This is a genomic window from Maritimibacter sp. 55A14, assembly GCF_003122205.1.
In the GTDB taxonomy this organism is placed as follows: Bacteria; Pseudomonadota; Alphaproteobacteria; order Rhodobacterales; family Rhodobacteraceae; genus QEYE01.
The window spans coordinates 20,706-46,918 of sequence record NZ_QEYE01000007.1 but is presented as its reverse complement, the minus strand read 5'-3'; the positions used below and the strand labels follow the sequence as shown (position 1 = coordinate 46,918).

Annotated in this window: 22 protein-coding genes; 13 read left to right on the top strand and 9 right to left on the bottom strand. The window is 66.0% G+C overall.

The window, feature by feature from the left end; translation table 11 throughout:
- The first annotated feature begins 200 nt into the window (after positions 1-200).
- Positions 201-1,154 carry a lysylphosphatidylglycerol synthase transmembrane domain-containing protein gene (locus tag DDZ14_RS07485; protein WP_109424337.1) on the top strand — a complete coding sequence of 318 codons (954 nt, stop codon included), beginning with the start codon at positions 201-203 and terminating at the stop codon, positions 1,152-1,154.
- Positions 1,155-1,174: 20 nt separating this feature from the next.
- On the opposite strand, the gene DDZ14_RS07480 is transcribed toward DDZ14_RS07485, so the two are convergent.
- The 3 genes from DDZ14_RS07480 to DDZ14_RS07470 all read right to left on the bottom strand — a co-directional run bounded on the left by DDZ14_RS07480 (position 1,175) and on the right by DDZ14_RS07470 (position 5,396).
- The gene (locus DDZ14_RS07480; RefSeq protein WP_109424336.1) at positions 1,175-2,620 is read right to left on the bottom strand and encodes a UbiA family prenyltransferase; all 1,446 of its coding nucleotides are present in this window, start codon (positions 2,618-2,620) and stop codon (positions 1,175-1,177) included.
- 117 nt (positions 2,621-2,737) lie between these two features.
- Complete coding sequence (locus tag DDZ14_RS07475) at positions 2,738-4,039, bottom strand: arylsulfotransferase family protein (protein ID WP_158275480.1); 1,302 nt, start codon at positions 4,037-4,039, stop codon at positions 2,738-2,740.
- Positions 4,040-4,058: 19 nt separating this feature from the next.
- Positions 4,059-5,396, bottom strand: a complete 1,338-nt coding sequence (locus DDZ14_RS07470; RefSeq protein ID WP_109424334.1) for a glycosyltransferase 87 family protein — start codon at positions 5,394-5,396, stop codon at positions 4,059-4,061.
- Positions 5,397-5,740: 344 nt separating this feature from the next.
- Between DDZ14_RS07470 and DDZ14_RS19650 the strand changes: the two genes are divergently transcribed.
- From DDZ14_RS19650 to DDZ14_RS07460, 3 genes are all read left to right on the top strand, one after another.
- Complete coding sequence (locus DDZ14_RS19650; protein ID WP_158275479.1) at positions 5,741-5,884, top strand: hypothetical protein; 144 nt, start codon at positions 5,741-5,743, stop codon at positions 5,882-5,884.
- Positions 5,884-7,179 carry a glycosyltransferase family 87 protein gene (locus DDZ14_RS07465; RefSeq protein WP_109424333.1) on the top strand — a complete coding sequence of 432 codons (1,296 nt, stop codon included), beginning with the start codon at positions 5,884-5,886 and terminating at the stop codon, positions 7,177-7,179. The genes DDZ14_RS19650 and DDZ14_RS07465 overlap by 1 nt, the downstream gene beginning before the upstream one ends.
- 250 nt (positions 7,180-7,429) lie before the next feature.
- Positions 7,430-8,911 (top strand): NAD(P)/FAD-dependent oxidoreductase, encoded by a 1,482-nt coding sequence (locus DDZ14_RS07460; protein WP_109424332.1) that lies wholly within the window; start codon positions 7,430-7,432, stop codon positions 8,909-8,911.
- A 6-nt stretch (positions 8,912-8,917) separates the two neighbouring features.
- On the opposite strand, the gene DDZ14_RS20180 is transcribed toward DDZ14_RS07460, so the two are convergent.
- From DDZ14_RS20180 to DDZ14_RS07445, 3 genes are all read right to left on the bottom strand, one after another.
- Positions 8,918-9,979: a helix-turn-helix domain-containing protein gene (locus DDZ14_RS20180; RefSeq protein ID WP_109424331.1), complete on the bottom strand. Its 1,062-nt coding sequence runs from the start codon at positions 9,977-9,979 to the stop codon at positions 8,918-8,920.
- A gap of 135 nt (positions 9,980-10,114) precedes the next feature.
- A complete protein-coding gene (locus DDZ14_RS07450; RefSeq protein WP_109424330.1) occupies positions 10,115-10,516 on the bottom strand; it encodes a type II toxin-antitoxin system VapC family toxin in 402 nt (133 codons plus the stop codon).
- Positions 10,513-10,767, bottom strand: coding sequence for a type II toxin-antitoxin system Phd/YefM family antitoxin (locus DDZ14_RS07445; RefSeq protein WP_109424445.1), 255 nt, complete (start codon positions 10,765-10,767; stop codon positions 10,513-10,515). The genes DDZ14_RS07450 and DDZ14_RS07445 overlap by 4 nt, the downstream gene beginning before the upstream one ends.
- A 66-nt stretch (positions 10,768-10,833) precedes the next feature.
- Here DDZ14_RS07445 and DDZ14_RS07440 point away from each other — a divergent pair, with 66 nt between their 5' ends.
- Positions 10,834-11,880 carry a tyrosine-type recombinase/integrase gene (locus tag DDZ14_RS07440; RefSeq protein ID WP_109424329.1) on the top strand — a complete coding sequence of 349 codons (1,047 nt, stop codon included), beginning with the start codon at positions 10,834-10,836 and terminating at the stop codon, positions 11,878-11,880.
- A 469-nt stretch (positions 11,881-12,349) separates the two neighbouring features.
- Here the strand turns inward: DDZ14_RS07440 and DDZ14_RS07435 are convergent, their stop codons facing one another.
- Positions 12,350-13,456 (bottom strand): ParB N-terminal domain-containing protein, encoded by a 1,107-nt coding sequence (locus DDZ14_RS07435; RefSeq protein ID WP_109424328.1) that lies wholly within the window; start codon positions 13,454-13,456, stop codon positions 12,350-12,352.
- Positions 13,434-14,858 carry an AAA family ATPase gene (locus tag DDZ14_RS07430; protein ID WP_109424327.1) on the bottom strand — a complete coding sequence of 475 codons (1,425 nt, stop codon included), beginning with the start codon at positions 14,856-14,858 and terminating at the stop codon, positions 13,434-13,436. The genes DDZ14_RS07435 and DDZ14_RS07430 overlap by 23 nt, the downstream gene beginning before the upstream one ends.
- Positions 14,859-15,455: 597 nt before the next feature.
- Here DDZ14_RS07430 and DDZ14_RS07425 point away from each other — a divergent pair.
- The 3 genes from DDZ14_RS07425 (at position 15,456) to DDZ14_RS07415 (ending at position 19,927) form a co-directional block, all read left to right on the top strand.
- A complete protein-coding gene (locus DDZ14_RS07425; RefSeq protein ID WP_109424444.1) occupies positions 15,456-16,727 on the top strand; it encodes a replication initiation protein in 1,272 nt (423 codons plus the stop codon).
- A 120-nt stretch (positions 16,728-16,847) separates the two neighbouring features.
- Entirely contained in the window at positions 16,848-18,599 is a 1,752-nt protein-coding gene (locus DDZ14_RS07420) for a type I secretion system permease/ATPase (RefSeq protein ID WP_158275478.1), read from the top strand.
- Positions 18,596-19,927 (top strand): HlyD family type I secretion periplasmic adaptor subunit, encoded by a 1,332-nt coding sequence (locus tag DDZ14_RS07415; RefSeq protein WP_109424325.1) that lies wholly within the window; start codon positions 18,596-18,598, stop codon positions 19,925-19,927. Before DDZ14_RS07420 ends, DDZ14_RS07415 begins: the two co-directional genes overlap by 4 nt.
- A gap of 13 nt (positions 19,928-19,940) precedes the next feature.
- Here DDZ14_RS07415 and DDZ14_RS07410 read toward each other — a convergent pair whose 3' ends face one another.
- Complete coding sequence (locus DDZ14_RS07410) at positions 19,941-20,564, bottom strand: sulfotransferase family protein (protein WP_158275477.1); 624 nt, start codon at positions 20,562-20,564, stop codon at positions 19,941-19,943.
- 185 nt (positions 20,565-20,749) lie between these two features.
- On the opposite strand from DDZ14_RS07410, the gene DDZ14_RS07405 reads away from it, so the two are divergent.
- The 5 genes from DDZ14_RS07405 to DDZ14_RS07385 all read left to right on the top strand — a co-directional run bounded on the left by DDZ14_RS07405 (position 20,750) and on the right by DDZ14_RS07385 (position 26,067).
- The gene (locus DDZ14_RS07405; protein WP_109424324.1) at positions 20,750-21,628 is read left to right on the top strand and encodes a PHB depolymerase family esterase; all 879 of its coding nucleotides are present in this window, start codon (positions 20,750-20,752) and stop codon (positions 21,626-21,628) included.
- A 253-nt stretch (positions 21,629-21,881) separates the two neighbouring features.
- On the top strand, positions 21,882-22,202 hold the full coding sequence (locus tag DDZ14_RS07400; RefSeq protein ID WP_199221306.1) for a hypothetical protein: 321 nt from the start codon (positions 21,882-21,884) through the stop codon (positions 22,200-22,202).
- Positions 22,203-22,398: 196 nt separating this feature from the next.
- Entirely contained in the window at positions 22,399-24,843 is a 2,445-nt protein-coding gene (ligD, locus tag DDZ14_RS07395) for a DNA ligase D (RefSeq protein ID WP_109424323.1), read from the top strand.
- A 423-nt stretch (positions 24,844-25,266) separates the two neighbouring features.
- A complete protein-coding gene (locus DDZ14_RS07390; RefSeq protein ID WP_109424322.1) occupies positions 25,267-25,629 on the top strand; it encodes an STAS/SEC14 domain-containing protein in 363 nt (120 codons plus the stop codon).
- A gap of 114 nt (positions 25,630-25,743) precedes the next feature.
- Positions 25,744-26,067 carry a rhodanese-like domain-containing protein gene (locus DDZ14_RS07385; RefSeq protein ID WP_109424321.1) on the top strand — a complete coding sequence of 108 codons (324 nt, stop codon included), beginning with the start codon at positions 25,744-25,746 and terminating at the stop codon, positions 26,065-26,067.
- Positions 26,068-26,213: the final 146 nt, after the last annotated feature.

The window sequence follows — 26,213 nt, the reverse complement described above, 5'->3', positions numbered from 1 at the left end:
GCCAAACCGGAAATCAAATCGGCGTTGGTGACGGCAAAGTGACCGGCTCTCAACCAGCACTGGCAGCTATCGGTTTACAATCGGTGAATTTTTCGCGCCGCACTCGACCTGCCCGCACGTCGGGGCTAACCTTGATCCGCCCGCGTGTGTCACATTTTGACGCAACCACGCATCACCGGCAGGAAGGAGAGACCCCGAGCATGTTCCGGCGCTATCGCGGTCTGCTCTCCACGCTCCTGCTGCTGATCCTCTTCGGCGCCGGGATGGCGGGGGCGATTCTCTCCACCGGATGGGTAGAGGCCGGCGCGGGCGTCGCCCGGCTGGGTCCGGGCAAGCTGGCCCTGCTCCTGGCCCTGACCTGCGGGCATTTCGCGGTGCGCGCGGCGCGCTGGCACATCCTGGCGCGCGCCGCCGGCCTGCCCACGGGACTGCGCCAGAACCTGCGCCACTTCTTCGGCGGCTTTGCGATGACGGCGACGCCGGGCCGGCTGGGCGAACTGGTGCGCCTGCGCTGGATCGGCCGCGAGACCGGCTGGAGCCTCGAGCGCGCCGCGCCCATCGCCTTCGCCGACCGCGCGGTGGAACTGGCCGGGATGGTGCTGCCGATCGCCGTTGCGGTGAGCTTCTCCAACCTGGGCACCGGCGCGGTCTGGCCGCTGCTGCTGATCACCGCGATCCTCATCTGGATCTCCTGCCGCCCGAAGCTCATGACCCGGATGGTGGAAACCGCCTGGCGCATCTTGGGCCGGGGCGGGCGCAGCTTCGTGCGGCTGCGCCGGATGACCCGCGGCATGGCCTCCTTCACCGGGCCGGGCGTGCTCTTGCCCACCACGGCCATCAGCGTGCTGGGATGGTGTCTGGAGGGGCTGGCCTTCTATCTGCTCCTGTCATGGCTGGGCACGCCGATCCCGCTTTCCGCCGCCATCGCCATCTTCCTGACCGCGGTGCTCTCGGGCGCGCTTTCGGGCCTGCCGGGTGGCCTGGGCGGGACCGAAGCCGCCTGCGTCGGGCTGCTGCTCCTGCAGGGCGTGCCGGCGGAAACCGCGATCCTGGCCACCCTCGTCATCCGCGTCACGACGCTGTGGTTCACCGTGCTGGTCGGGCTCTGCGTCTTTCCGCTGTCAGAGATGCGCTCACGCCGGGCCGCCGCCTGACCCTGAGCCCGCGCCTGACCCTACATCACGGCGCCGCTGACCGCGAAAGCCATGATCAGCAGGAAACAGATCTGGCTGACCCGGTCCTTGACCGCGAAGACGATTGGATCGTCCGTCATGTTGCCGCGATGGGTGATCAGGTGGATGCGGCTCATCCAGTAGAGCAGCACCAGGCAGGTTCCCCAAAGGATGCGCGGCTCGGAATAGAGCTGATCGACCGCCGGCGAATAGAGGTAGAGCGCCAGCACCAGCACCGAGACATAGCCGGTGGAGACCGCCATCTGCCGCACCAGCGGCAGGTCCGAAACGCTGTAGCCCCGGCCCGCGGCCTCCGTGCGGCCATGCGCCTCGCAATCGACCAGTTCGGCTTGCCGCTTCACCGCGGCCAGCGAGAAGAAGAAGAAGACCGAGAAGGCCAGCACCCAGACTGAAAGGTGAATACCCGTTGCCGCCGCGCCCGCGACCATGCGCACCGTGTAGAGGCTGGCCAGCGTGCAGATGTCGATGATCGGCGCGCGTTTCAGGAACAGCGAATAGGCCGTGGTCACGACATAATAGCCAAGAAGCACGACGACGAATTTCCAGCCCAGGAAAACCGACAGCACGAAGCCCGCCGCCAGTGGCAGAAGCGCCAGCCAGGTGCTGTCGGCGATCGGAATGCTGCCCGAGGCCAGCGGCCGCAACCGTTTGCGCGGATGCGCCCGGTCGGCCGAGAGATCGAGCAGATCGTTGAGCACATAGACGCTGGAGGCCACGAGGCTGAAGGCGACGAAAGCGAAGACGGTTTGCAGGATCGTCACGCCGTGGATCTGGTGCGAGGCCAGCATCGGCAGGAAGATCAGGATGTTCTTGAGCCACTGATGCGGCCGGAGCGCGAGGAGATAGGGCTCCGACGACGGTACGCGCGAGGCGATATGCTCCACGTCGCGGCCCAGCTCCTCCGCCCCGGCGCGCACCGCGTGCGTGGCATTGACGGTGATCGCCTTGGCGGCCGTCTCCCAGACGAAGAAATCCGCCGTGTTGTCGCCCATATAGGCATAGCCCGTGTCGCCATATTGCGCGTCGAGGAAGCGCGCCTTGTTGGCGCCCTTCAGGTTGCTCGTGCCGTCCGAGCCGTGCACGTCGTCGAACAGGTCCAGATGTGCGGCGATCCGGTCGGCCAGCGCCTCCTCCGACGCCGTCACCAGCGCCGTGCGCCCGCCCGCCTCGCGCCAGCGTTTCACATAATCGAGCACCGCCTCGTTATAGGGAAGCACCGAAACATCGACCTGCGCCTCGGCGTTTAGCCAGCGCTTGAGCGCCGCCCGCCCGTGCCGCAGCGCCATGGCCGCACCGAAAGGCGTGGTCCAGCGCGCGGCGAAGGCGGCCCAGAACGTCTCATAAAGCATGTCGGTCTCAACGAGCGTGCCGTCGAGATCGACCACCAGAACCCCGTCCGGCCCGATATCCCCTTCCGCCACTACCATCCTCACTCACACTGCCGTCCCCACCCGGCCAACTACACCACGCTCATGCCCCGATCACCAAGCACGGAGTGCGGCGTACCGGTTGCCTCGGGCAGGCTCCGGGGCGTTTGCGCAACATCACTCTCCGGCGCATTCCGCCCTCCGCGCCTCAAAAAACGCCGCGTCGAAGCGCCGGGGCAGTCGCTGCGCGTCGTCGATCACGCCAAGCGTGCCGGGTGCGATGATGTTGAAATATTCCCACACAAGGCGCCCGTCCGGAGTCACCTCGAAGGCCCGTCCGGCGCGCGATTCGGTGATCAGCATGTTGCCGTTGTCCAGATACTGGTGCGTGCCAATGATGTCGCTGAAGAAGCGGCTCTCGCCCCGCCCCTCGAAGACGCGCGTCACGCGGTCCTGCCGCGCGTCCAGAACCGCGATCCGGCTCTGCAATCCCTGCGATAGCCGCTCACCGCTGGAATTGTCGAACCAGTCGTCCAGCAGGTTGTTGTTGTCGAAGATCGAGATCGTGTCGCCGTCCAGAAAATCCGGATCGTGCTGGCGCAGGACCCGCCCGGTGCTGACGAACCGAATCTTCAGCGTCTCGGGATCGAAGACCAGCACCGTGTTGATATTGCGCAGCGAGATCATCACGTCGCCATGCCGGAAGATCCCCTCCGGCAGGGTCTCGGGAAACACCTCCACATCGTTGAGATGCAGCGTGTCACCGCGTACTGTCATATTGGAATTGTCGATGGTCGAGAGGTAGAGCAGCGCCTTGAGTCCGTTCTTCTCCAGAAGTTCGGGCACCGATATCTCACGCAGGATCTTGCCATCGGGCGAGACCTCGAGGATCGTGAACTCGAGGAAAAACGGCTTGTGTGCCGGAAAATCCGAACTGCGTTCGAGATGCGCGATCTGACCGGGCACCCAGAAATCGCCATCGTCATCCACATACAGGGAATGATGCGTCTCTTTCGGCAATCGCCAGACGATCCCTCCACATGGCGACAGGCGGAACATGCCGCGTTCGGTGTAATTGAACACCAGATCGCCATCGGGAAGCAGCGCCACGCCCTGCACATGTTCCTGACCCTCGTCGATATCTTCGGGATCGAGATGCGGCGGATCGGGCCAGAGTTCGGACCAGTTTATGCGCCATCGATACACTTCGCGTCCGGTCGCATCGACGATGCGCACGATCCTGTCATCGCTGTCGGTGAAGCCACTGACAAGTGTCAGGCCCGGCATCATCACCTGCGGATCGTGCTGCTCCACCGGCGCCTTGCGATCATAGCGGAAATGCCCCCAGTGAAGCCGTTCCGTCTCGTATTTCAGGGCGGCGACCGCCTCGCGGATTTGCGGATAGGGAAAGACCCGGAAATGCACGGTGGCCGCGCCGATGGCATAGGCGATCACAATGCAGCCGAGAATGAAAAACATCCGTTCCCAAAAACTCATATCACGCATTCTTCCCTTTTGTCGGACCCTTTCCGGGAACCATGTCAATCTGCCGGAACCCCACGCGGCGCTCGTAGACTTCCGCAATAGGCCGCGCCCACACGGCAAAGGTCAGGGCTGTCAGGATCATCGGCAGCCCCTTCATGACCGCAACCGCAAAGAGGTTTCCCCAGCTTTCCATACCGAAACGGTCCACGACCCAGGTCACGACCAGCGGATTCTGGGCAAGCGACATCACCAGGGTGCAGACGACTGCCGCCCGTGCAAGCGGCGGCAACTGCCGCCAACCCGCCAGCAGCAAGGTCAGAGGCAGAAACAGGATTGCCAGCCGCTCGCCCGAGACGCTCACACTCAGAATAGGCTGCGCCATGATCGCCAGCAGGAAAACCGCGTGCCGCCAAGCCGCCGGGTCGGCGCGGCGGCGGAACGCCAAGCATAGCCACGCGAACCCGGCCACCGCGGCCAGCCGCAGAGCCAGTGCGAAAGCGGCAACGGTCAGCGGCGTGTCGTGCAAGGTGAAATAGTCCTCGCGCGACAACAACATAACCTCGACCCAGGTAAAGAGATTGCCGCTGAAATAGGGCATTTCGAGATGCCTGAACTCATAAACCATGCGCGTCACGAGGCTCAGATGGACGTCGATCCCGAAGAGCAGAACCGACAGCAACGCGAAACCGGCGATCATCGCGCCCGCAATCAAACGGAACCGCACACCCGCGAGCGCAAGTGGCAGCAAGAGCGCCAGTAGAAGCGGCGCAAGAAGCAGCCCCGCGATTGTCAGACAAGCGGCCGAGACGGCGAACCGCCCCCGCATATGTCCGATCAGCCCGACAACGCAGAGCAGGAACACGAAGGACATGTTGGACCCGCCGACAGCGTAGACCGCCCAGAGCGGTTGAAACATCAGCGCCGCGCCGAAGAAGGTCGCAAAGAAGTGGCTCCGCTCCGCCGGGCTGGCTCCGGCGAACTGCCGCATGTGCCGGTAGAGCAGCACCAACCCCGTCCAGAGGCACAAAGTGCCCGCGAGCTTGTAGAGCGTCATCGCCAGCCGGGGCTCGAACTGCGCCAGCGGCGTGAAAAGCAAGCTTGCCAGGGGCGTACCCGGATAGGTCGTGCGGCCCAGCGGGGTCTCGCCCCCAATCGGTGCCGCCGCATTGTAGAGATCGGCGGTTGCACCGGCCAGCACCCGCTGCCCCGCATCGTAGATCGCAGAAAAAGAAAAGCCCAGCCCGCGCTGCATTTCGATCCCTGCAAGGCTGCCCGCCAGGATGAGCGCAATTGCCAGATACCCCGCGAAACGCGACAATGCGGGGGATCTCTTTACAACGGATTCGATCATGGCGGCATCCAGGAAAACTTGCCCCCGTTCGGGCCCAAACAAGAAACGAAAGAAATTTTACAGCAACAACTTCCAATAGAGCCGGTTCGGCAGCCGCAGTTGAGCATGCGCAAACACTCTGGCGCAAGCATGGCGGCTTGGCGTTCGCAAAGGAAGAAAATCACGCCGGATTGGTGCATTTTCGCACTAAATGCCGTGGCTTGGGCACGGAATCATCGAAAGCGGACGACCAAAATCGTAATCTGGACTAGGATCGGGGCGCAGGATGCGCCGCTTGGCGGCGATGCTGCTGCTCGGGGGATCAGTACCCCGAGCTTGAATTGGATTGTTGGGTACGAGAGCCGATGAAGACGCCACAGCTTTCCATCGCAACCGACGCTGACATGTCCGGCGGCCACGCCAAGCAGGCCACCGCTCCGGTCGCGGGCGCGCCGGCATCACCCACCCTGCCCTGCCGGGCCGAGTTCTTCTGCGGCGGGGCTTTCTGATGCCGGCCGACGACAAGCTTGCCCCAGCGCCGGCCGTCCCGTCCCTGTCCCGTGCCACCCGGATCGCCCGCACTATCTGCCTGGGCATCGCCGCGGCGGCGCTGGCCTATCTGCTCTTCAAGACCTACCAGATGTCGGATCGGCCGGGCTATGACTTCCGCTATATCTGGGCGGCGGGCGATCTCTGGCTGCACGGGATCAACCCCTATGACGAAGTCTACCATCAGATCGCGGCCCACAAGATCGACGAGGGCCACAAGCCCGAAATGTGGGTCTATCCGCCGAACTGGTGGATCCTCTCCATCCCCTTCGGCCTGCTCGACCTGCGCGCGGCGAATGTCGTCTGGAACGTCGCCAACACCGCGCTGATCCTGGGGACGTGCAGCCTGCTCAGCACGGCCTATATCACCGCCTTTCCCGCCGCCGCACACGCGCTGCGCCACCGCATAGGCGTCAACCCGGCCATCGCCATTTTCAGCGCGCTTCTGTTCCTGACTGCCACGCTGGAGGCCACCGGCATCCTCTATTCGGTCGGGCAGACCACGCTGATCTCCACGTTCGGGATCGCCGTGATGCTGCGCGCGCGGGTCGACGGCAATACTTTGGCCGAGGCCGCGGGCCTGGCGCTGGTGCTCACCAAACCGCAGATCGGCCTGCAATTAGCGGTGCTGATGCTGCTGCTCGACGCCCGCTCGCGCCGGGTGCTGCTCTACGCGATGCTGATCTCGGCGCTTCTTTCCGTGCCCGCCAGCATCGTCGCGCCGACTGCGATCCTCGATTTCGTGCACAACGTCACAAACTATGACGGCTTCGCCAACAACGCGAACCTGCCGCAGTCGATGACCGGGCTGCGCCTGGCGCTGTGGGAGCTTTTCGCCCATGACACCGGCAACCTGATCGGCACCGCGCTCAGCCTCGCGGCGATGGTGCTGGCCTGCACGGGGCCGCTCAGGCTTTGCCGCGCGGCCGATCCGGCGGTGCAGGCCTGGCAGGTGCTCGGACTGGCCACCGCGATCGTCGTCGCGATCTCACCGCTGCACATCTACGACTTCGTTCTGATCGTCGTGGTCCTGCCGCTCCTGCTGCGCGCGGGGCCCGGCGCGCTGATCCTCGCGCTGATCGGCGCCGCGCTGATCTGGAGGTCGGAAAACCTGGCCGATTTCACCGGCTTCCATGCGCCGGGGGTGGATATATTCCCAGGCTCGCGCATCGCCATGATCGGGGCCTTCGCCTTCCTTCTCGCCGTTGCCGCCACCGTCCTGCGGCTGAACCGCGGCACGGGACCGGGAACCTGACCCTCACCCTGATGGCCAACGCCACGCGGGTCGCGGTCGAAGCCTTCTGAGGCCCCCGAACGTGGCCATATCGCTACAATCCGGGCGCCCGGCGTTTCGCATCCTTCGCCAATCGCCGCCTGATGCGCCGTTCGGGAAGGCCATCCCGAACAATCCTGCGGGTAGGTTTCAAGACTTCACGGAATCATTGTGATTCGATCACATCCTCTTGTATCGTGACACGCGGGGTAAGTGGTATGGGACGGGTAAATTGGAAAAAGAGTTACTTCCAGTCGTTGTGATCGGCGGTGGTCCCGCGGGGCTCACGGCCGCCTATGAATTGCAGAAACGCAGCGACGAGCACCGCCCGCTCGTGTTCGAGGGTTCGGACATGGTCGGCGGCATCGCACGCACCGAAACCAGCAACGGATACCGATTCGATATCGGCGGTCACCGGTTCTTCACCAAGGTTCGCGAGGTGGAGGCCATGTGGCATGAGGTGCTGGGCGACGATTTCATCACCGTCCGGCGGCTCAGCCGCATCTTCTACAAGGGGCGATTCTACGACTACCCGCTGCGCATCTTCAACGCGCTGGCCAATATCGGCCCGTATGAGACCTACCGGATCATCGGCAGCTACATCAAATGGAAGCTGCGCCCGAAAGCCCAGGAAGACACGTTCGAGGAATGGGTCATCAACCGGTTCGGCGGGCGGCTCTACATGCATTTCTTCCGCTCCTACACCGAAAAGGTCTGGGGCATCCCGCCGTCGCAGATCCGCGCCGACTGGGCCGCGCAGCGCATCAAAAACTTGTCGCTGGCCAAGGCGGTCTGGAACGCGATCTCCGGCTCCAACGACACCGCCAGCCTGATCGAGGAATTCCAGTATCCGCGGCTGGGCCCCGGCATGATGTGGGAACGCACGCGCGACCTGATCCGCGAAAAGGGCGGCGTCGTGCAGATGCGCTCCGAAGTGGTCAAGGTGAACCGCGACTCAATGCGCGTGAAATCCGTCGATATCCGCAGATGGGGCGAGGACGGAACCGACGAAGGGATCGAGCGCGTCGAGGGCGAGGAGTTCATCAACTCCATGGCCGTGCGCGACCTGATCCACGCCTTCGACCCGCCCCCGCCGCAGGAAATCATCGACGCCGCGGACCGGCTGAAATACCGCGACTTCCTGATCGTGACGCTGATCCTCGACCATGCCGACCCGTTCCCGGACAACTGGATCTATGTCCACAGCCCGAAGGTGAAGGTCGGCCGGATCCAGAATTTCCGCGCCTGGTCGGCCGAGATGCTGCCGCGCCAGGACACCGCCTCGATCGGGATGGAGTATTTCTGCCAGCATGGCGACGATCTGTGGGAAACCTCGGATGCCGACCTGCAGGATCTCGCCGGCCGCGAGCTGGAAGAGCTTGGCCTGGCCAAGGCCGAGGACGTGATCGGCTCCGCCATCATCCGGCAGCCCAAGGCCTATCCGGTCTATGACGGCGCCTACAAGGAAGCTCTCGACACCGTGGCCGAATGGCTCAAGCGGCTGGAGAATTTCCAGACCGTGGGCCGCAACGGGCTGCACCGTTACAACAACCAGGATCATTCGATGCTGACGGCGATGTTTGCCGCGCGCAATATCGTGGGCGAACAGAACGATGTCTGGGACGTGAACGTGGAGCGCTCCTATCACGAGGAGTTCGAGGCCAAGCCGAAGAAGCGCGGCAAGAAGGGCACCGCCGCGCGCGCCGCGCTCTGACCGGCCTCAAAGCTTCGCCGTCCAGAATCTGTAGCGTGCCTGCCCCGTGACCTCGCGGATCAGGCCTGCATTTTCCATCCATGAAAGATTGCGCTGCACGGCGGCGCGGCTGGCCCCCGTTTCGGCCTCTGCCATCGCGGCGGAAACCAGCGGCCAGCCCGCCATCAGCGCCACAAGCCGCCCCGGCGTCCGGCCCGACCGGCCCGCCAGCGCGGCCTCGGCGCGCCTCTCCCAATCCTCCAGCCCGTCGAGACGCCGCAGCGCGGCCAGCACCGCCTGATCGGCCCCCGCGATCCAGCGCGCCAGACGGTCGGGCATCGGCCCGCCGGGCCGCAGCCCCCCTGCCCCGCCCTGCGCCAGCGGCAGGAAAACCGCCCCGCCCGGCAGCCCCTCAACCGCCAGCCGCGCCGCGGCGACGGCGGCCTCGCCCCCGCCATCCCGGCCCGGCCCGGCGAGCCCCGCCAGCGGCCACAGGTGATAGCCGAAGGCCGCGCGGCTGACCGGGTGCAGCGCCCCGGCCTCGCGCATCCGTCCGCACCAGTCCGCCAATTGTCCCCTGAGCCCGTCTTCCGCCGCTGAGGAGCTGTCCACTCGGCCCAGGAAAGCCGTCATCGCCGCCGCCGATTCGGCCTCGGGCGGCGGCCCGCCCTGAAGCCTCCGCGCGGCCCAGCCGGCCCGGACAAGCGCCCGGTCATCGTCGCCGGTGATGCCGGTGCGCAACGCCAGCCAGAGTGCCAGCCGCTCCGTCCCGACGCGCTGGCCGTCGAGCCAGCTCAGTTCCGCCGCCTCGATCAGCGCCAGCCGCTGCCGCCAGCCCTCGGGCGCACGGCGCAGACGTTCATCCAATGCGCCCAGCCGCGCCGCGAGCCGCGCCAGCGGTCCCGCCAGCCCGGCCTCCGCCGTGGCCCATGCCGCCGGGTCGGCAACGGGCGCCGCCGGTCTCTCCGCCGCGCGCGCCCCGATGTCCAGCCGACCGGGCAGAAACCACAGATCATCCTCGTCCCCCGGCGCGGGATCATAGGGGCCGGGTTCGAAATGGCCGTGTTCAAATTCGGGGTCATCAACCATACTGCGCAAAATATGCGCGTTTTGCACAGTACCAAAGGGTTTTCTGGGGAATGCTTTTAAACATGATAAGGTTCCGTTATCATGTCTCTTGATTTACGCCTCGTTTACGGCCAGATTTCCGGCATGGGACGCCTGTCATCGCAGAGTTGGAAGCCCCTCGCCCGCCGCCGCTGCGGCCAGGTTGCGGTCGAGCGTCAGAAGCGGCGCCTGCCGCCTGAGCGCCAGTTCCAGGTAGAGCGCGTCATAGGCCGTCAACTCATAGACCCGCGCCAGGCCCATCACGTAATCGCCCTCGGGCGCGGTATCGAGGCGGACCCGGACAGCCGGCAGCAGGCTCACCGCCTCGACCATCATCGTCTCGGTCAACCGCTTGCGGCGCTCCGCCGCCAGCAGGATGTTGCGCGTCTCCGCCCAGAAGATCGAGGGCGCGTGCAACCGCACCCGCCCCAGGATTTCCACGGTCTTGTCCCCGGTGTCGGAAGGCAGCAGCCAGGACGCAACCACCGAGGCATCGACCACCACGTCGCGCTGCGTCATTTCCGGCCCTCGTCCCGCGCCGACAGGATATCCTCGGCGGTGAAAGGACCGGAATGCGCCGCGATCTCGCCCCGCAGCGCCGCCATCCGGCGCAGCAGGTCGTCACGCTCGGCCGAGCCGATCTCGCTGACCGGTACCAGCCGGGCCACGGGCTTGCCGCGCCGGGTGATGGTGATGCTCTCGCCGGCCTCCACGGCTTCCAGCAGGGCCGAGAGATGGGTTTTCGCCTCGAAGGCGCCCACTTCACGCATGATCTTGCCTTTCACAACTGGTTGGCAATCTAGTCTGTATGCTCATTTTAATCAAGATACCCCGTCATGCCCCTGATCCGTCCGTCCCCCCTGCCCGCGCTGACCGAGGCCGACGAGGCCGCGCTGACCGATCTCTATATTCGCGGCACCCCGGCCAACACGCTGCGCGCCTACGAGCGCGACCTAGTCTATATCACCGCCTGGAAACGCATGTCTCTCGGGGCCGCGCCCGCCTGGCCGGAGGCCGAGCCGGTGGCGCTGCGCTTCATCCTCGACCACGCCCGCGACCTGACCGACGCCGACCCGCAGGATCCCGCACGGATCACCGCCGAGGGGCTGATCGCGGCGGGGCTGCGCAAGTCGCTCGCCTGCCCGGCGCCCGCCACGCTCGACCGGCGCATCGCAAGCTGGCGGGCCTTCCACGCGATGAAGGACCTGGCCAGCCCGTTCGAGGCCCCGCTGGTCCGTCAGGCCCGCGCCAAGGCCCGGCGCGCGGCGGCAAGGCCCCCGGCCCCGAAATCCGGCCACCCCGTCACCCGCGACGTGCTGGAGGCGCTGCTGGTGGCCTGCGGCCCGTCGCTGCGCGGTACGCGGGATCGGGCGATCCTGGCGCTCGGCTGGGCCTCCGGCGGCCGCCGCCGGTCCGAGATCGTTTCGCTGCGACGCGAGGATGTCGGGCTGGAGGAGTTCGAGGCACGCGGCCTGATCAGGCTGAGCCTGCTGGAGACCAAGACCACCCGCGCGGGCCAGACGCCGCGACTGGTGCTCAAGGGCCGCGCCGCGCGCCTTGTGGTGGCCTGGATCGACGCGGGCGGGATCGACGGCGGGCCGCTTTTCCGCGCCATCAGCAAAGCCGACCGGGTGCTGGACCGCGGCCTGTCGCCCGACGCGGTCTACCAGATCCTGCGCCGCCGGCTGGTCGCGGCGGGCCTGCCCGCGGATTACGCCACGCCGCACGGGTTGCGGTCGGGCTTCCTGACCCAGGCGGCGCTGGACGGCGCGCCCATACAGGCGGCGATGCGGCTGAGCCTGCACCGCTCGATGGCGCAGGCACAGCGCTATTATGACGACGTGGAAGTCGCCGAGAACCCGGCAACGGGCCTTCTCGATTGACGCCCGTCGCAACCGGGAAAGGATTCGCAGGATTCCGGGCTCCGTTTCCCGATTGGGTACAGTGCGGGCCACACCCTCTTACCGCATCAGAGTTCGCAACACGGTACCACCCAAGGATGCCGAATCCCGGAAGATTTTGACAAGATCGTGGCAGGCTGGAACACTCCGTCACTGGTATAGGGTGTCCGTGCCGGATTGGCCGACCGCCGCGACACGCAAGAATGCGGACGCGCCGGTCCAGTTGGACGAGAGTGGGGAGTGGAGCATGATTTACATATTCGGTTTGCGGCGACTGGCGCTTCTGGCTTGTCGCGTTGGGACTGCGCCGCTGGCGATTGCCGTGCCCGCGCGGATTGCGGCTCGGGGGCCGCGCAAAGCCGCCTGACATCTACCTGGATCGAATACGAAGGGGCGGCGCCATTCGCGCCGCCCCTTGTTCGTTTCGCACGGGTGGTTTCGCGTGCGAAACCTAGTCCACCGGCTCCAGCAGGCGCTGGATTTCGGCCATGACGGTGTCGAGCAGGTCGCTGTCCACGGCCTCGCCGAAGAAGCGGATGGCATAGCCGCGATCGTCCACCTGTTTCTCGATCGCCATGCCGTTGGCCAGCGCGATACGCCCGTGGCGTTCGGTCTGGACGGGGGCCGATTTCGGGCGGCCGCCGCGGCTGGGATCGCGCGCCGCGACCTCGGCCCGGCGGATGAGCGGCTCCATTAGTGTCCATTCCTCCTCCGGCCCGGTGCCCTGCCCGCTTGCCAGCACGCCGCGCAGTTCCGGCCCCGCCCCGACCCGGAGCGCCTGCGCCAGCCGCAACCCATTGCGCTCGCTGAGCTGGGTGGGAAAGGCCAGCATGTCGCCAAGTTCTTCGTGGATCAGCGCGAAGCTGCGGATCTTCGACCGCTTCGCCTTAGAGGCCGAGGAAAAGAGCCCGTCCACCGCCGCCTCGACCCCGTCATAGGCGCCCTGCCCGGCGGCCAGAACCGCGATGCGCCCGCGCTCGTACTGGCTGAGATCGGCGCGGACCTCGTTCTCCTCGACCATCGCGACATAGGCCGCGGTGATGCCCGTATGCCGCCGGACCAGCGCCCGGATCGTGGCATAGGCGGCATCGGCGGTTTCCGCGTGCAGCGCCTGGACCGCGGCCAGCCGCCGATAGCCGGAGATCAGACCGTAATGCCGGCCGGCGTCAGGCTCGGGCAACTCGAAGACCTCGACCGGCAGACGCAGCCCATGTGCGGCGATGGAGCTTTTCAGCTCGGCCATCTCGGCGGGGTCCATCGCGATGCGGTCGCGGGTCAGCTCGTCGGCCACGATCTCGGCGACCGGCAGCTCACGCAGGATCAGCCCCTTCTCGGCCGCCGCGCGGAAGCGCCCTGCATCGGCGGCGTCCCGGGCCTGCGCGGTGCGGTCCTCCACCGATCCGGCGGTGGCGTGGGCGGCGGCGTCCCCGGCCACCTGCGCGATGGGCGGCGGGCGCAAATCCATCGGGTCGCGATGCGGGGTTTCGCGCGCGAAACCTTCCTCCAGTTCCTTCAGCTCATCGGCCGAGGGGGCTTCAAGCCGTCTGCGCTTCGCCATGACCGGCCTCCTGTGCTTCCTGCGCTTCCTGTTCCTGCATCTGCTGATCGCGCCACCAGGCGCCGATCAGAATCTCCTTGAACTCCGCATAGGTGCGGTCGAACGCCTCGCGCCCGCGGGCATAGGTGTCGCGGTTGAAGTCCCGGTAATCAGCCTCGTAGATGCCGTTCACCTGCTCGCCCGCCTGACCCACCAGCGCGGTGTAATCCTGCCGGTAGGCGTTCATGAAATCGCCCAGATAAGCCTGGATGACATTGGCCAGATCGGTCTGCTGGTTGGCGTCGAACCGGGTGATGAGCGCGCGCACCACATCCCATTCGAAGCGCATCTCGGGCAGCCCGGCGCGGCGGCGCGCAGCGTTCTCGCCATCCTCGATGGAGGCGAAGGTCGAATAGAGCATGTCGAAGAAGCGGCCGGTGGAATCGAACTCCAGGAAGCTCGCGCCGAGCGGCACCAGCAGGATGTCGGCGGCGGCCAGCGCGTTGATGGTCAGGTAGCCGAGGGCAGGGGGCGTATCCAGCAGCACGATATCGTAGGCGTCGAGCACGCCCTCGCGCTCCAGGAACCCCGTCAGCGCGTCCCAGAGCGGCCAGTTGCGCAGGCCCATCCGCCAGACCGGCACCTGGAACTCGGCCCAGTAGAGATTGAGCTGCGCGCCGATCAGGTCGATATTGGGCCAGTGGGTCTTCTGGATAACATCCGCCGCGGTGATCGAAAGCGCCTCGGTCAGGGTCTCGTCGAGGGGCAGGGGGGGCTCGCCGCGGGCGGCGCGCACCTCATTCTCCTGGCTCAGATGGGTGGCGTAGTCCTTGGCCATCAGCGGAAAGACCGTGTGCCATTCGTCGGGCACGGTGCCGCCCATGATCGAGGTCATGGAGCCCTGGCTGTCGAGGTCGATGACCAGCACGCGGTAGCCGTCGAGCGCGGCGGACATGGCCAGATGGGCGCAGGTCGAGGTCTTGCCGACGCCGCCCTTGAAATTCGCCACGGCGGCGACCTTGGCGGGCAGACCCTTCGGCCGGTAGGGGCGGTATTCTTTGGTGCTGACGCCTTCCTCGGCGAAGTGGTCGCGCAGCGCCAGCACGTCCTCCAGCGTGAACCATTTGGACCCGCCGGAGCCTTCGCCCTGCGGCAGGTCGGGATGGGTCTTGAGCACCCGCCGCAGATGGGCGGGGGCAACCGGGATCAGGTAGCGGCAGATCTCCCAGGTGGAGAACTTGCGCAGCCGCTTGCGGCCGTCGGGCGCATAGCCGCGGCGGGCGAGGTCGTCACGCCCGCGGCCGCAGAACGCGGCGGCTTTTGCGAATCGGGCGGTGTCGATAGGTTGTCCCAGCTTCTGCGCCGCCTTCTCCGGGTCGAGATTGAGATAGGGGGGCAGGGTCTGGTCGGGTTTTCTGGTCATATGCTCGATACCTCAGGTCATGTCGCCTGTTTCGGTGCTTGTACCGGGAAACATCGCACATCTTGTGCGCTGAGTGAATCCCTTATCGGAGGCGGTCCCGAACGGGCAAAGCGACAGGGGTTTCGCGTGCGAAACCCTGAAAAAGCCAATGAAATCGACAGGAGAACACGACGTAAAGATGTAGAATCTTTAGGACTCTTTGAGATCTTTGGCAATAATTCATCTTGTATTGTCAATCGGTTAGCCATCCTTCGGTGCCCGTTTCCGGGCTGAAGGGCACCCGTTTGCAGGGGCATCGGTACCCGTTTACGGGAGCATCGGTACCCGGATGCGGGAGCGCGGGAACCCGACTCCGGGAGGCCCGAAAACACGCATTTCAGCGCCCGATTCGGCCGAAAAACGCCTAACGGAGTCCCAAGAGTGCGCGCTTTGCAAGGCGTGGGTCGGCAACAGGCAGGGCAGGGGGTGTATAGGTACCCGTCTACGGGAGTCCGGAGGGCCGGAGCACCGGCACCCGCAAAAGACTTGAGCGCGGGTGCCTTTTCTGAGACCATGCGCTCGCGCCACCAAGAGCGCCAAGAGACAGAGGGCAGCAGTATGAGCGAGGCGGGTGTTTCCCGTGCGGCGCTGACAGGGGCGCTGAAGCGGTCATCGGTGAAAAAGCACGTGGCCGCGATCCACGTTTCCGGCAAGCTGACGCTCTTGCAGCGGAAACTTTCGAACGTCCTCCTCCTCAACGCCTATGACAGCCTGACCACGCGGCAGAGCCATTCCATCGACGCGCGCACGCTCTGCCTGATGATCGGCTACAACTCCAACGACATGGAGACGCTGAAAGCCTCGCTCCGCAGCCTGGCGGAGACGGTGGCGGAATGGGACATGCTCGACGAGGCGGGCAAGCAGGAATGGGGCGTCAGCGCGCTGCTCTCCTATGCCAAGCTGAAGGGCGGGGTCTGCGAATACGCCTATTCGCCGGCGCTGGCCGAGAAGCTGCACGACCCCAAGGTCTTCGCGCTGATCAATCTCAACATCCAGCGGCGGTTCACCAGCGGGCATGCGCTGGCGCTCTACGAGAACTGCTATCGCTTCGTGCGCACCGGCTCCACCGGGTGGTGGCCGCTGGAGCTGTTTCGCCGGCTGATGGGGGTGGATGGCAGCGCCTATTACGAGACCTACAAGCATCTCAACGCCAAGATCATCAAACCGGCGGTGGCCGAGGTCAACAAGACGTCGAATATCGAGGTGACGCCGGAGGTGCGCAAGAAGGGCAGGGCGGTGACGGATATCCGGTTCCTGATCCGCGAGAACCCGCAGCTTGCGATGTTCGACATCGACGATGGCGAGGGGGTGCGCAACGCCGCGACCTACAAGCGGCTAGTAGCGCTGGGGGTCAGCGACCGGCTGGCGCGGCAATGGATCGCCGAACATGGCGAGGGCTACGTGGCCGACAAGCTCGACTACGTGGCCGGGCAAAAGGATGTCGAAAGCCCGGTGCGCTATCTGACGGCGGCGATCCGCGACGGCTACGAGGCGAAGGCCGCCGCGCCGGAGCCGTCGCCCGAGGCCGCCGCGCGGCTTGCCGAACGCCGCGCCGAGGCCGAGGCACGCGATGAAGCGGAGGCCGCGCGCGAGGCCGAGATCGCGCGCGAGCGGGGCGCGCGGGCGCGGCGGCTGGCGCGGGTGCGCGAGGTGGCCGAGGCACGCAACCCGACGCAGCGCGACGCCGACCGAAGGCTGTTCCTGTCGCAGCTCGAGGGCGATCTGGAGCGCGAGGATTTCCGCCGCCACGGCTGGGCCTCGGGGCTGAACGCCACGGCGATCTTCGCCTTCTGGGAAGAACTGGAGCCGGGGATGTTCGATGAGCCGTAATCAGCCGATGGGGCCGAGGCAGCCAGATCGGGCTGGGAATCGTGTCGCGGATGACAGATGGAGAGGCCGCGCGGGCCGCATCGCCACTGGCGGCCGCGCGAGCAAGGAATGCGAGGGACGATGAAAAAGCGCAGCGAACATGCGCCCAACCCCTATACCGATGCGCTGCGGGGGATGCGCAAGACGATCATCATCGTCGGTCTGGTCAGCGCGGCGATCAACCTGCTGATGCTGACCGGGCCGATCTACATGCTCCAGATCTACGACCGGGTGCTGGGCAGCGGCTCGGTGGCGACGTTGCAGGGCCTCTTCATCATCGTGGTCGTGCTCTATGCCTTCCTGGGCTTCTACCAGTTCCTGCGGTCCCGGCTGCTGTCGCGGGCGAGCTACCGGCTGGACAAGCTGGTGGGCGATGAGGCGATGGGCTACTGGATCCGCGCCGGCGTCGAACGCGAGGACAACCCCCACCATCCGGTCCGCGACCTGGCCGCGACGCGCAGCTTCATCTCGGGGCCCGCGATCGTGGGGCTGTTCGATCTGCCCTGGATCCCGATCTTCCTGATAATCGTCTTCTTCATCCATCCCTGGCTTGGCTACCTGACGGTGGCCGGCGCGTCGGTGGTGGTGATCGCGGCGGTGCTCAACCAGGTGACGACGCGCGGCGACATGTCCGAGGCGATGGCGCGCGACAGCGCCGACCGGGATTTCATAGAGAAGACCCGGCGCAATGCCGAATCGGTGATGACGCTGGGGATGCTGGATGCGGTGGTGGAACGGTGGCGCGGCCAGCATGACGCGGCGATGGCCAAGGGGCAGGAGGCCGGCGACCGGACCGAGGTCTTCGCCTCCTTCTCGCGCTCCTTCCGGATGCTGCTGCAATCGGCGCTGCTGACGCTGGGCGCCTTCCTGGCGCTGAATCAGGAGATCACGCCGGGTGCGATCATCGCGGCCTCGATCATCGCGGGCCGGGCGCTGGCGCCGGTCGATCAGGTGATCGGGCAATGGCGTGCGATTGCGCGCGGGCTGGATGCGCACAAGCGGCTGAAGGCGGCCTTCGATGCGATGCCGGCGGAGAAGCCGCGCATCGCGCTGCCGCCGCCCAAGGGCGAAATCAAGGTCAAGGGGCTGACCAAGCTGATGCCCGACCGGATGAACGGGCAGGGGCGGGTGCGTATCCTCGATCAGGTGACATTCGCGCTCTCGCCCGGCGACGGGCTGGGGGTGATCGGCCAGAGCGCGGCGGGCAAGTCGAGCCTGGGGCGCTGCCTGGTGGGCGTGTGGCAGCCGGACGCGGGCGAGGTGCGGATGGATGGCGCGACGCTCGACCAATGGGTGCCCAGGGACCTGGGCCGCCATATCGGCTATCTGCCGCAGACGCTGGAGATGCTGCCGGGCACCATCGCCGAGAACATCGCGCGGTTCGATGCGGACGCTACCGACGCGAAGGTGATCGAGGCGGCGAAGATCGCCGGCGTGCACGAGATGATCCTGAGTTTCCCGGACGGCTATGCCACGAGGATCGGGGATCACAAGCAGCCGCTTTCCAGCGGGCAGATACAGCAACTCGGCCTGGCGCGCGCGATCTATGGCATCCCGACGCTGATCGTGCTGGACGAGCCCAATTCCAACCTCGACGCCAATGGCGACGATGCGCTGTCGGAGGCGATCCAGACCCTGCGCGCGATGGGCAGCGTGGTGGTGGTGATGGCCCACCGTCCCAGCGCCATCGCGGCGGTAAACAAGATCATGGTGCTGCACAAGGGCCGGGTGGCGCAGTTCGGTGACAAGGAGAAAGCCTTCGGCAACCAGCCCGCGCCGCAGGTGGAACCCAAATCCGTGGCCACGCCCTTCAAGACCGGGAGGCAGATATGATCCGCAAGCGCAAGGCCAGACCCGCCCCCGACGCGCCCGGCGCGCGGACCGGGCTGACGGGACCGGCGCGGATCACCGTGGTCGGCAGCCTGCTGCTGATGGTGGTGCTGGTGGGCTGGGCGCATTTCACGCTGATCAACGGGGCGGTCATCGCCTCGGGTCAGGCGGTGGTGCGCGGCAAGCCGAAAGTGGTGCAGAGCCTCGATGGCGGCGTGGTGGCCGAGATCCGGGTGAAGGACGGCGACGTGGTCGAGACCGGCGATCTGCTGATGAGGCTCGACCCGACGCTCCTGCGCATCAACCGCGACATCCTGCGCAAGCGGCTGGCCGCGACCATCGCCCATGAGAGCCGGTTGGAGGCCGAGTATCTGGGCCTGGAGAGTGTGCCGCGCAAGACCGACGCCTCGGAGCATGTGGAGGGGCTGTCGCTGGACCGGCACTATGCCGGGCAGGAGGAGATTTTCGAGACCCGCCGCGAGGTGCAGCGCGGCCGCGAGGAGCAGCTCAAGGAGCGCATCCTGCAATTCGGCAACCAGATCTCCGGCGTCGAGGGGCAGATCGAGTCGAAGCGCAACCAGCTCAAATTCATCGAGAAGGAATTGCAGAGCGCGCGAAACCTGAACGCGCAGGGGCTGGCGCGCGAGAGCCAGGTTTTGGAGTTGCAGCGCGCGCAGGCGTCGCTGCTGGGCGAGTTGGCGGAACACCAGTCCACGCTGGCGCGCATCCAGAATTCGATTCGCGACACGCAGCTTGAAATCCTGCAGTCAGACCGGGAGTTCAAGGAACAGGTGGTCACCGAACTGCGCGAGGTCACCAGCCGCCACGAAGAGCTGATCCTGGAGATCGTGACCATCGAGAAGCAGTTGGAGCGAGTGGATATCCTGGCCCCGGCGAACGGGATCATCCACGAATTGCAGGTCTCGACCGTGGGCGGGGTGGTGGCGCCCGAAGCCACCATCCTCCAGATCGTGCCGGTTTCCGAAGGGGTGGAGTTCGAGGTCCGGGTCGATCCCAACTCCATCGACCAGATATTCGTCGGCCAGAGAGCCAAGGTGCAGTTCCCGGCCTTCGACATGAAGACCGCGCCCGTGCTTTACGGCTCGCTCGCGGGTATCTCGCCCAGCACGGTGAAGGACCCGGCGACGGGACGCGCCTATTACCGGGTGCAGCTTGTCCTGCCGCCCGAGGAGCTGGAACGGCTGGGTGCGGTCCACCTGGTGCCGGGGATGCCTGTGCAGGCCTTCATGCAGACCGGCGCGCGGTCGGTGCTGAGCTACCTGACCAAGCCGCTCTCCGACCAGCTTGACCTGGCCTTCCGGGAAGGCTGACGCGCCCGGCGCCTCACCCCTCGCCGGCCAGCAGGGCGAAGAATTCCTCGCGCGAGTTGGAGCGTGGATAGGGCGTGTCGGGCACCTCCTTGCCGAGGAAGGCGCAGAGCGGTTCCCACCCGTCGCGCGCCTCGAAGACGAGCAGCCTGTCGGCCGGGACCGCCGCCCTGACCGCGGCTTCATGGGCCTTGAAGGTGGCGATAGCCGCTTCCGGGTCGGTCCGTCCGCCGAGGCTGCGGTCGATCACGACGCGGGAGACCATGTCGAGCCAGTCCTTCTGGTCGGGCGGCCATTTCTCGGGCGCGGCGAGCACGGCCAGGATGGTCTGGGAAATGCTAGCATACCAGCTTTCGGGGCTGCGCGTGGAGAGGATGATCTTTGCCTCCGGGAAGGCGTCGAGCAACTCGGTATGGAAGGCGGCGGTCGGCCAGTCCACGGCCGAGGCGAAGCCCGCATAGGTTGCGTCCCAGTCGGGCTGGCCATCGAGCGCCGCGTTCCAGTGCGGCACCCGGCCGGTCATGTCTTCGAGAACCGTCTCCATGTGATAGCAGGGCCCGAGGCCGATCTCCTCGAGCGCCATGCGCAGCGACATCGTCGCGGTCCGGCCGAAGCCGAAGCTGATAACCTGAAGTGACATGATTTCCCCCTTGGCTGCGCGCCCGGAGATCATCCTACACCGACATGGGCCTTACGTCTCATGTTTTGCGGGGGCATGCGGGCGGGCCGTGACCACGGCGCACGGTTCGGCGTCGAAATTGATTATCGGCCCGGTTTGGCGCATGGTCGACACAGCGTTCCCATGATCCGTGGAAGGATCGCGCGATGTGGCGTCTGGCGACGTTAACCGGCTACCTGTTGCTGATCGTCGCCCTTGGCGGCCCCGGTTGGGCGGACCGGACCTGCGGCGCGCCGGACCGGGCGTGCGAGGTCGCAGGCGGGGCGTATCATGTGGCGTTGCCGGCAAATCCGCAGGGCGCGCCTGTCGTGCTCTGGCTGCACGGGTACGGGCGTTCCGGGCATGGCGTCCTCGCCAACACGGCCTTTGTCGCCGGCTTCACGACCCGTGGCTATGCCGTTCTGGCGCCGGACGGGCAGCCGGACATCGCGAATGCCAGGAACCTGGATTGGGCGGTCAATGACGGCCATGACTGGCCGCGCGGCGATGTGCGTTTCCTCAACGCGGTTCTGACGGATGCGGTGGCGCGCTTCAGGCTCGACGGTGGCCGGGTGCTGGTCGCCGGTTTCTCGCGCGGCGGGTCGATGGTCTGGGATTTCGCCTGTGCGTCGCCGGGCAGTGCTGCGGCTTTCGCGGCCGTGTCGGGCGGTTTTTGGGAGCCGATGCACGAAAGCTGCGCCGGCCCGGTGCATCTGCTGCACACGCATGGATTCGGCGACCGGCTGGTGCCGGTGGAAGGCCGCGAGGTGACATTCAACGGCCTGGATTTCGTGCAGGGCAATCTCTTCAAGGCGCTGGATCTGTGGCGGCGGGTCAACGGGTGCATGGTGAGCGCATCGGAGAACCGCACCACGGGAAATATCTGGCAGAAGAGCTGGGAAAATTGCCGGTCCGGTTCGGTCACCTTGTGGCTGACGGCAGGCGGGCACGGCGTTCCCAAGACGTGGAGCGCAGATGCGCTCGACTGGTTCGAGTCCGTCGTTGCCCTGCGAGCGGAGGGGAACGAGGCGGCTGAGGCCGAATGACATGCCTTCATGGGCGGGGCATGGGCGCAACCCGGATTCGCTCTCCGGGTGATTTCGTCGATGCGCCAATGCCGGTTCGTTTCGGACGGTGCCGATCCGGCGTCGCGAGCGGGAACACGGCTGCACCAAGCTGGTATCCGCCAGTTTCCCTCGACCAAGAGCCGGAATCTTGCGCTGGCATGACGCCACCAAATAAGGGGGGGCGGTACTTGCCGGCGCACGCGCCGGTGTTCGCAGACGAGATGGATCGGTCATGGCACGTGTCGTCGTCTTTGCTTTCGACCTCAACGAGGCGTCGCAGATCCGCCGTATCCGCAGCTTGCTGCAGCTCGGCCACGACGTGCAAAGTCTGGCGTTTCGGCGCGGCAACATGAACGCGGGCTTCGTGCCGAACTGGGCGAACACCGACCTGGGGTGCGTGCCGAACGAGAGCTACGGCAAACGGCTGCTTGGCCTCGTGCGGGCGCTTCGGCCCGCCTACGGGGCGCGACGCGATCTCAAGTCTGCGGACGTCATCGTGGCCCGAAACTTCGATCTACTGATCCTGGCCTGGCTGGCGCGCGACTTCGTCTGATCCTGGCGGAGGGGGCGCGGGAACCGCACCGCGCCAGCGCGCGTTGACGGTGACATGGCAGATACGGATGTGCTCGACACGCCCGCTCCACGGCGCGAGACTGAAACCGTCACCCCCCGCAGAATCTGCACGCGGTGAAAAAGAGCCTTGAGCAAAGCAAGGACGGCACGTCCGGCGGACGTCGCAGGAAGGCCCGATGAGATCGCTGGAAACTTACGAGAAGAAGCGCGACTTCGACGTCACCCCCGAACCCCGCGCCGAGTTGATCGGGGCCGGCGGCGACCGGCTGTGCTTCGTGGTTCAAAAGCATGACGCGAGCCGTCTGCACTTCGACTTCCGGCTGGAATGGAACGGCGTGCTGTTGTCCTGGGCGGTGACAAAGGGGCCGTCGGCGAACCCGTCCGAAAAGCGCCTGTCGGTCCGGACGGAGGATCACCCGGTATCCTACGGCGGGTTCGAAGGCACGATCCCGAAAGACGAATACGGCGGCGGCACCGTCATGCTATGGGACGATGGCTGGTGGGAGCCGCTGCACGATCCCGAAGAGGGGTTGAAGGCAGGCAAACTGCATTTCCGCCTGCATGGCGCACGGATGAAGGGCGGCTGGGCGCTGATCCGGATGCGCGGCAAGAGCGGCGAGGAACGCGAGAACTGGCTGCTGATAAAGGAGCGTGACGAATTCGCCGGGCGCAGCGACGATGCGCTGGTCAACAAACACAAGACAAGCGTGACCACCGGGCGCGGAATGCGCGCCATCGCGCAGGACCACGCGCCCGCGAGGCCCGCCGAGCACGCCAAGCCGCTGCCCCGGTTCCGCGCGGTGCAACTGGCCACGCTGAAGGACGCCCCGCCCGAGGGCGACGCCTGGCAGCACGAGCCGAAGTTCGACGGCTATCGCTGTCTGATGGCCATCGGCAAGGGCGGCGTGCGGCTGTACTCCCGGAATGGCAAGGACTGGTCGGACCGGTTCGGCGTACTTTGCGCGCCCGCCGCGGCGCTGGACTGCGCCGCGGCGCTGATCGACGGCGAGGTCATCGCAGGCCGCGGAGGCGGCGATTTCTCGACCCTGCAAAAGGCGCTGAAGGCGGGCGATCCGCTGACCTTCTACGCCTTCGACTGTCTGGCGCTGGACGGCGACAACCTGACGGACGAGCCCCTGTCCGACCGGCGCAAGGCGCTGGAGGCGCTGTTCGGTGGCCTGCCGCCGCGCGGGCCGCTGCGCCTGAGCCCGGTGATCGAGGGTGACGGCGCCGCCGCGCTGGACGCCATGTGCGAAGCGGGCGGCGAGGGGATCGTGTCGAAACGCATCGACGCGCCATATCGCGGTGGCCGGGGCACAAGCTGGATCAAGTCCAAATGTGTCCGCCGGGCGGAATTCGTGGTGGCGGGCTGGTCGCCTTCGGACAAGAAGGGCCGGCCGTTCTCGTCCCTGATCCTGGGCAGTTACGAGGGCGGGGACCTGGTCTATCGCGGCCGGGTCGGGTCCGGGTTCGACGAGGACGATTTCGACGCCCTGCACGCCGCGCTGAAGCGGCTGGCGCGCAAGACGACACCGTTCGACGGCGATTTGCCGTCCGAGACGAAGGGCGCACACTGGGTCACGCCCCGGCTTGTGGTCGAGGCGGACTACACCGAATTCACCAGCGAAGGCCGGATTCGCCACGGCGTCTACCGGGGCCTGCGCGAAGACAAGGAGGCCCGCGACGTGAGTGCAAAGGCGGAGGCAGAGACCGACACCGAGGGTGGGGAGCAATGGATCGGCGGGGTGCGTGTGTCCAGCACGGGCCGCACCGTCTATCCCGATGCCGGTCTAAGCAAGGGTGACGTTGCCGACTATTACGCGACCGTGGCGGACCGGATGCTGGAGCACTCCGGCGACAGGCCCCTGTCCTTGCTGCGCTGCCCCGCCGGCATCGAGGACGAATGCTTCTTTCAGAAACACGCGGGCAAGGGCTTCCCCGACGACGTGAAAACCATGCCGATCGAGGAAAAGGACGGCGAAACGGCGGATTACATGTATGTCAGTTCCGCCGCGGGGCTGATCGGCGCGGCGCAGATGGGGACGCTGGAATTCCACATCTGGGGCGCAGCGCGCGACCGGATCGAGCGGCCGGACCGCATGGTCTTCGATCTGGACCCCGACGAGGGACTCGGATTTTCCGATGTCGTGGCGGCCGCGCAGGACGTGCGCGAGGGGCTTTCGGCGGTGGGGCTGGACTGTGCACCGATGGTGACCGGCGGCAAGGGCATCCACGTGATCGTTCCGCTGCGCCGGATCGCGGGCTGGGAGCCGGTGAAGAACTTTTCCCGCGCCTTCGCCCAAAGCCTCGTGGACCGTCACCCCGACCGCTATACCGCCACCATGTCTAAATCCAAGCGCAAGGGCCGCGTCTTCATCGACTGGCTGCGCAACGAGCGCGGCGCCACGGCCATCGCGCCCTATTCGCTGCGCGCCCGTCCCGGCGCTGCCATTGCGGTACCGGTGACCTGGGACGAACTGGGCAAGCTCGACCGGCCCGATGGCTTTCATGTCGGCGACATCGGGGATCGTCTGTCCCGGCCCTGTCCGCTGGATCGGGCAGAGGTCAGCGGCGTCGGGTCCGGCGTGGTCGAGAAGCTGGAGGACTGGTCAAAAAGCTAGGCGCCGGCCCATCGCCTTGTCGCTGCCGCTTTGTCCAGCCGGACCACTGGCGTGATTTGCGCCGGCAGTGGGCTTCTCGCACTTGCCCGGCGCCGATGAGCGACGCCCTGGGCAACTCCAGGTGACTTCCAGCGCCACCTAGGCCGCACGCGTGACCGTGCGTGACGATATCGTTATCCAACTGCCATCGGGCGCGCGAAGGCGTTTCATGACATAGCGTTCGACATCCCGCCAACCTCTACGTTTCCAAACGACCAACGCCAATGGACAAGGAAGGTTCCGGCCGGAACCACGGTCACCGGGGACGCTCAGGACGAGGGCGCACGGACGCTCGGTGATTGATCGCACGGTTCGATAGGATGGAACACATGCGACTTTGCGGAGTTTCCGATAAAGAGACGGACTGATGAAGGGAGCTTCCTGATGATCGAGATCGGACAAGAACCAGCACATAATCTCGTTACAATGCGTATCGGCGGCGAGCTGTCGCCGGAGGATCAAGACGCCGCGACTCCCGAACTGGAGCAACTCATCGAGGGCGCAGACGGCGCCCTGAATGCGGTGATCATCCTCGACGATCAGAAAAGTTGGAAACTGGAGGCGCTTTGGAAGGCCCTGAAATTCGATGTCCGCCATCACAATGACTTCAGGCGGGTTGCGGTGGTCGGGCAAACGGATGGCGAAAAAGCCGGCGTCGGTGCGTCACGGAAACTGACCGGCGCCGAGGTCGAGTTCTTTCTGATGGATGAGCTCGACGATGCGCGCGCATGGGCCATTGCCACCTGACACGACCGGTTGATCCCGCATCCGGCAGGCAACGGCATGGCTCGCTCATGCCGCCAATAGCACCGCCGGAGGAATTCCACAGCGACTGGCCTGAACCTGAAAGGAGAAAACGCGATGAAGACCATAGACCGCGACGGGCTGAAGCAGAAGATTTACAACCACGAACCGATGAAATTGATCGAGGTGCTTCCGCAGGAAAGTTTCGAGGATTTCCACCTGCCGGGGGCGATCAACATCCCCGTCGGTTCTGAGAAATTCGAGGAACGCGTCCAGGCTGCCGCCGAAAAGGATGAGCAGGTGATCGTGTATTGCATGAACGAGGAGTGCGACGCCTCGCCCAAGGCGGCGAAACGGATGGAGGCTCTCGGGTTTACCAACGTGCTCGACTATGCCGCTGGAAAGGAGGATTGGCGTTCCGCCGATTTGCCGGTCGAGTAGCATGGCGTCGGACGGGGATACCCCGATGACGGGCAGGATCGGCACCCGTCCCGCGGCGCAGGGCTGCGGGGCGCATTGAAAGACCTTCACCATACCGGTCACCTCGGTTGGCGGTGGGTTGCCGCCTTCGTGAATCCGCGCAAGTG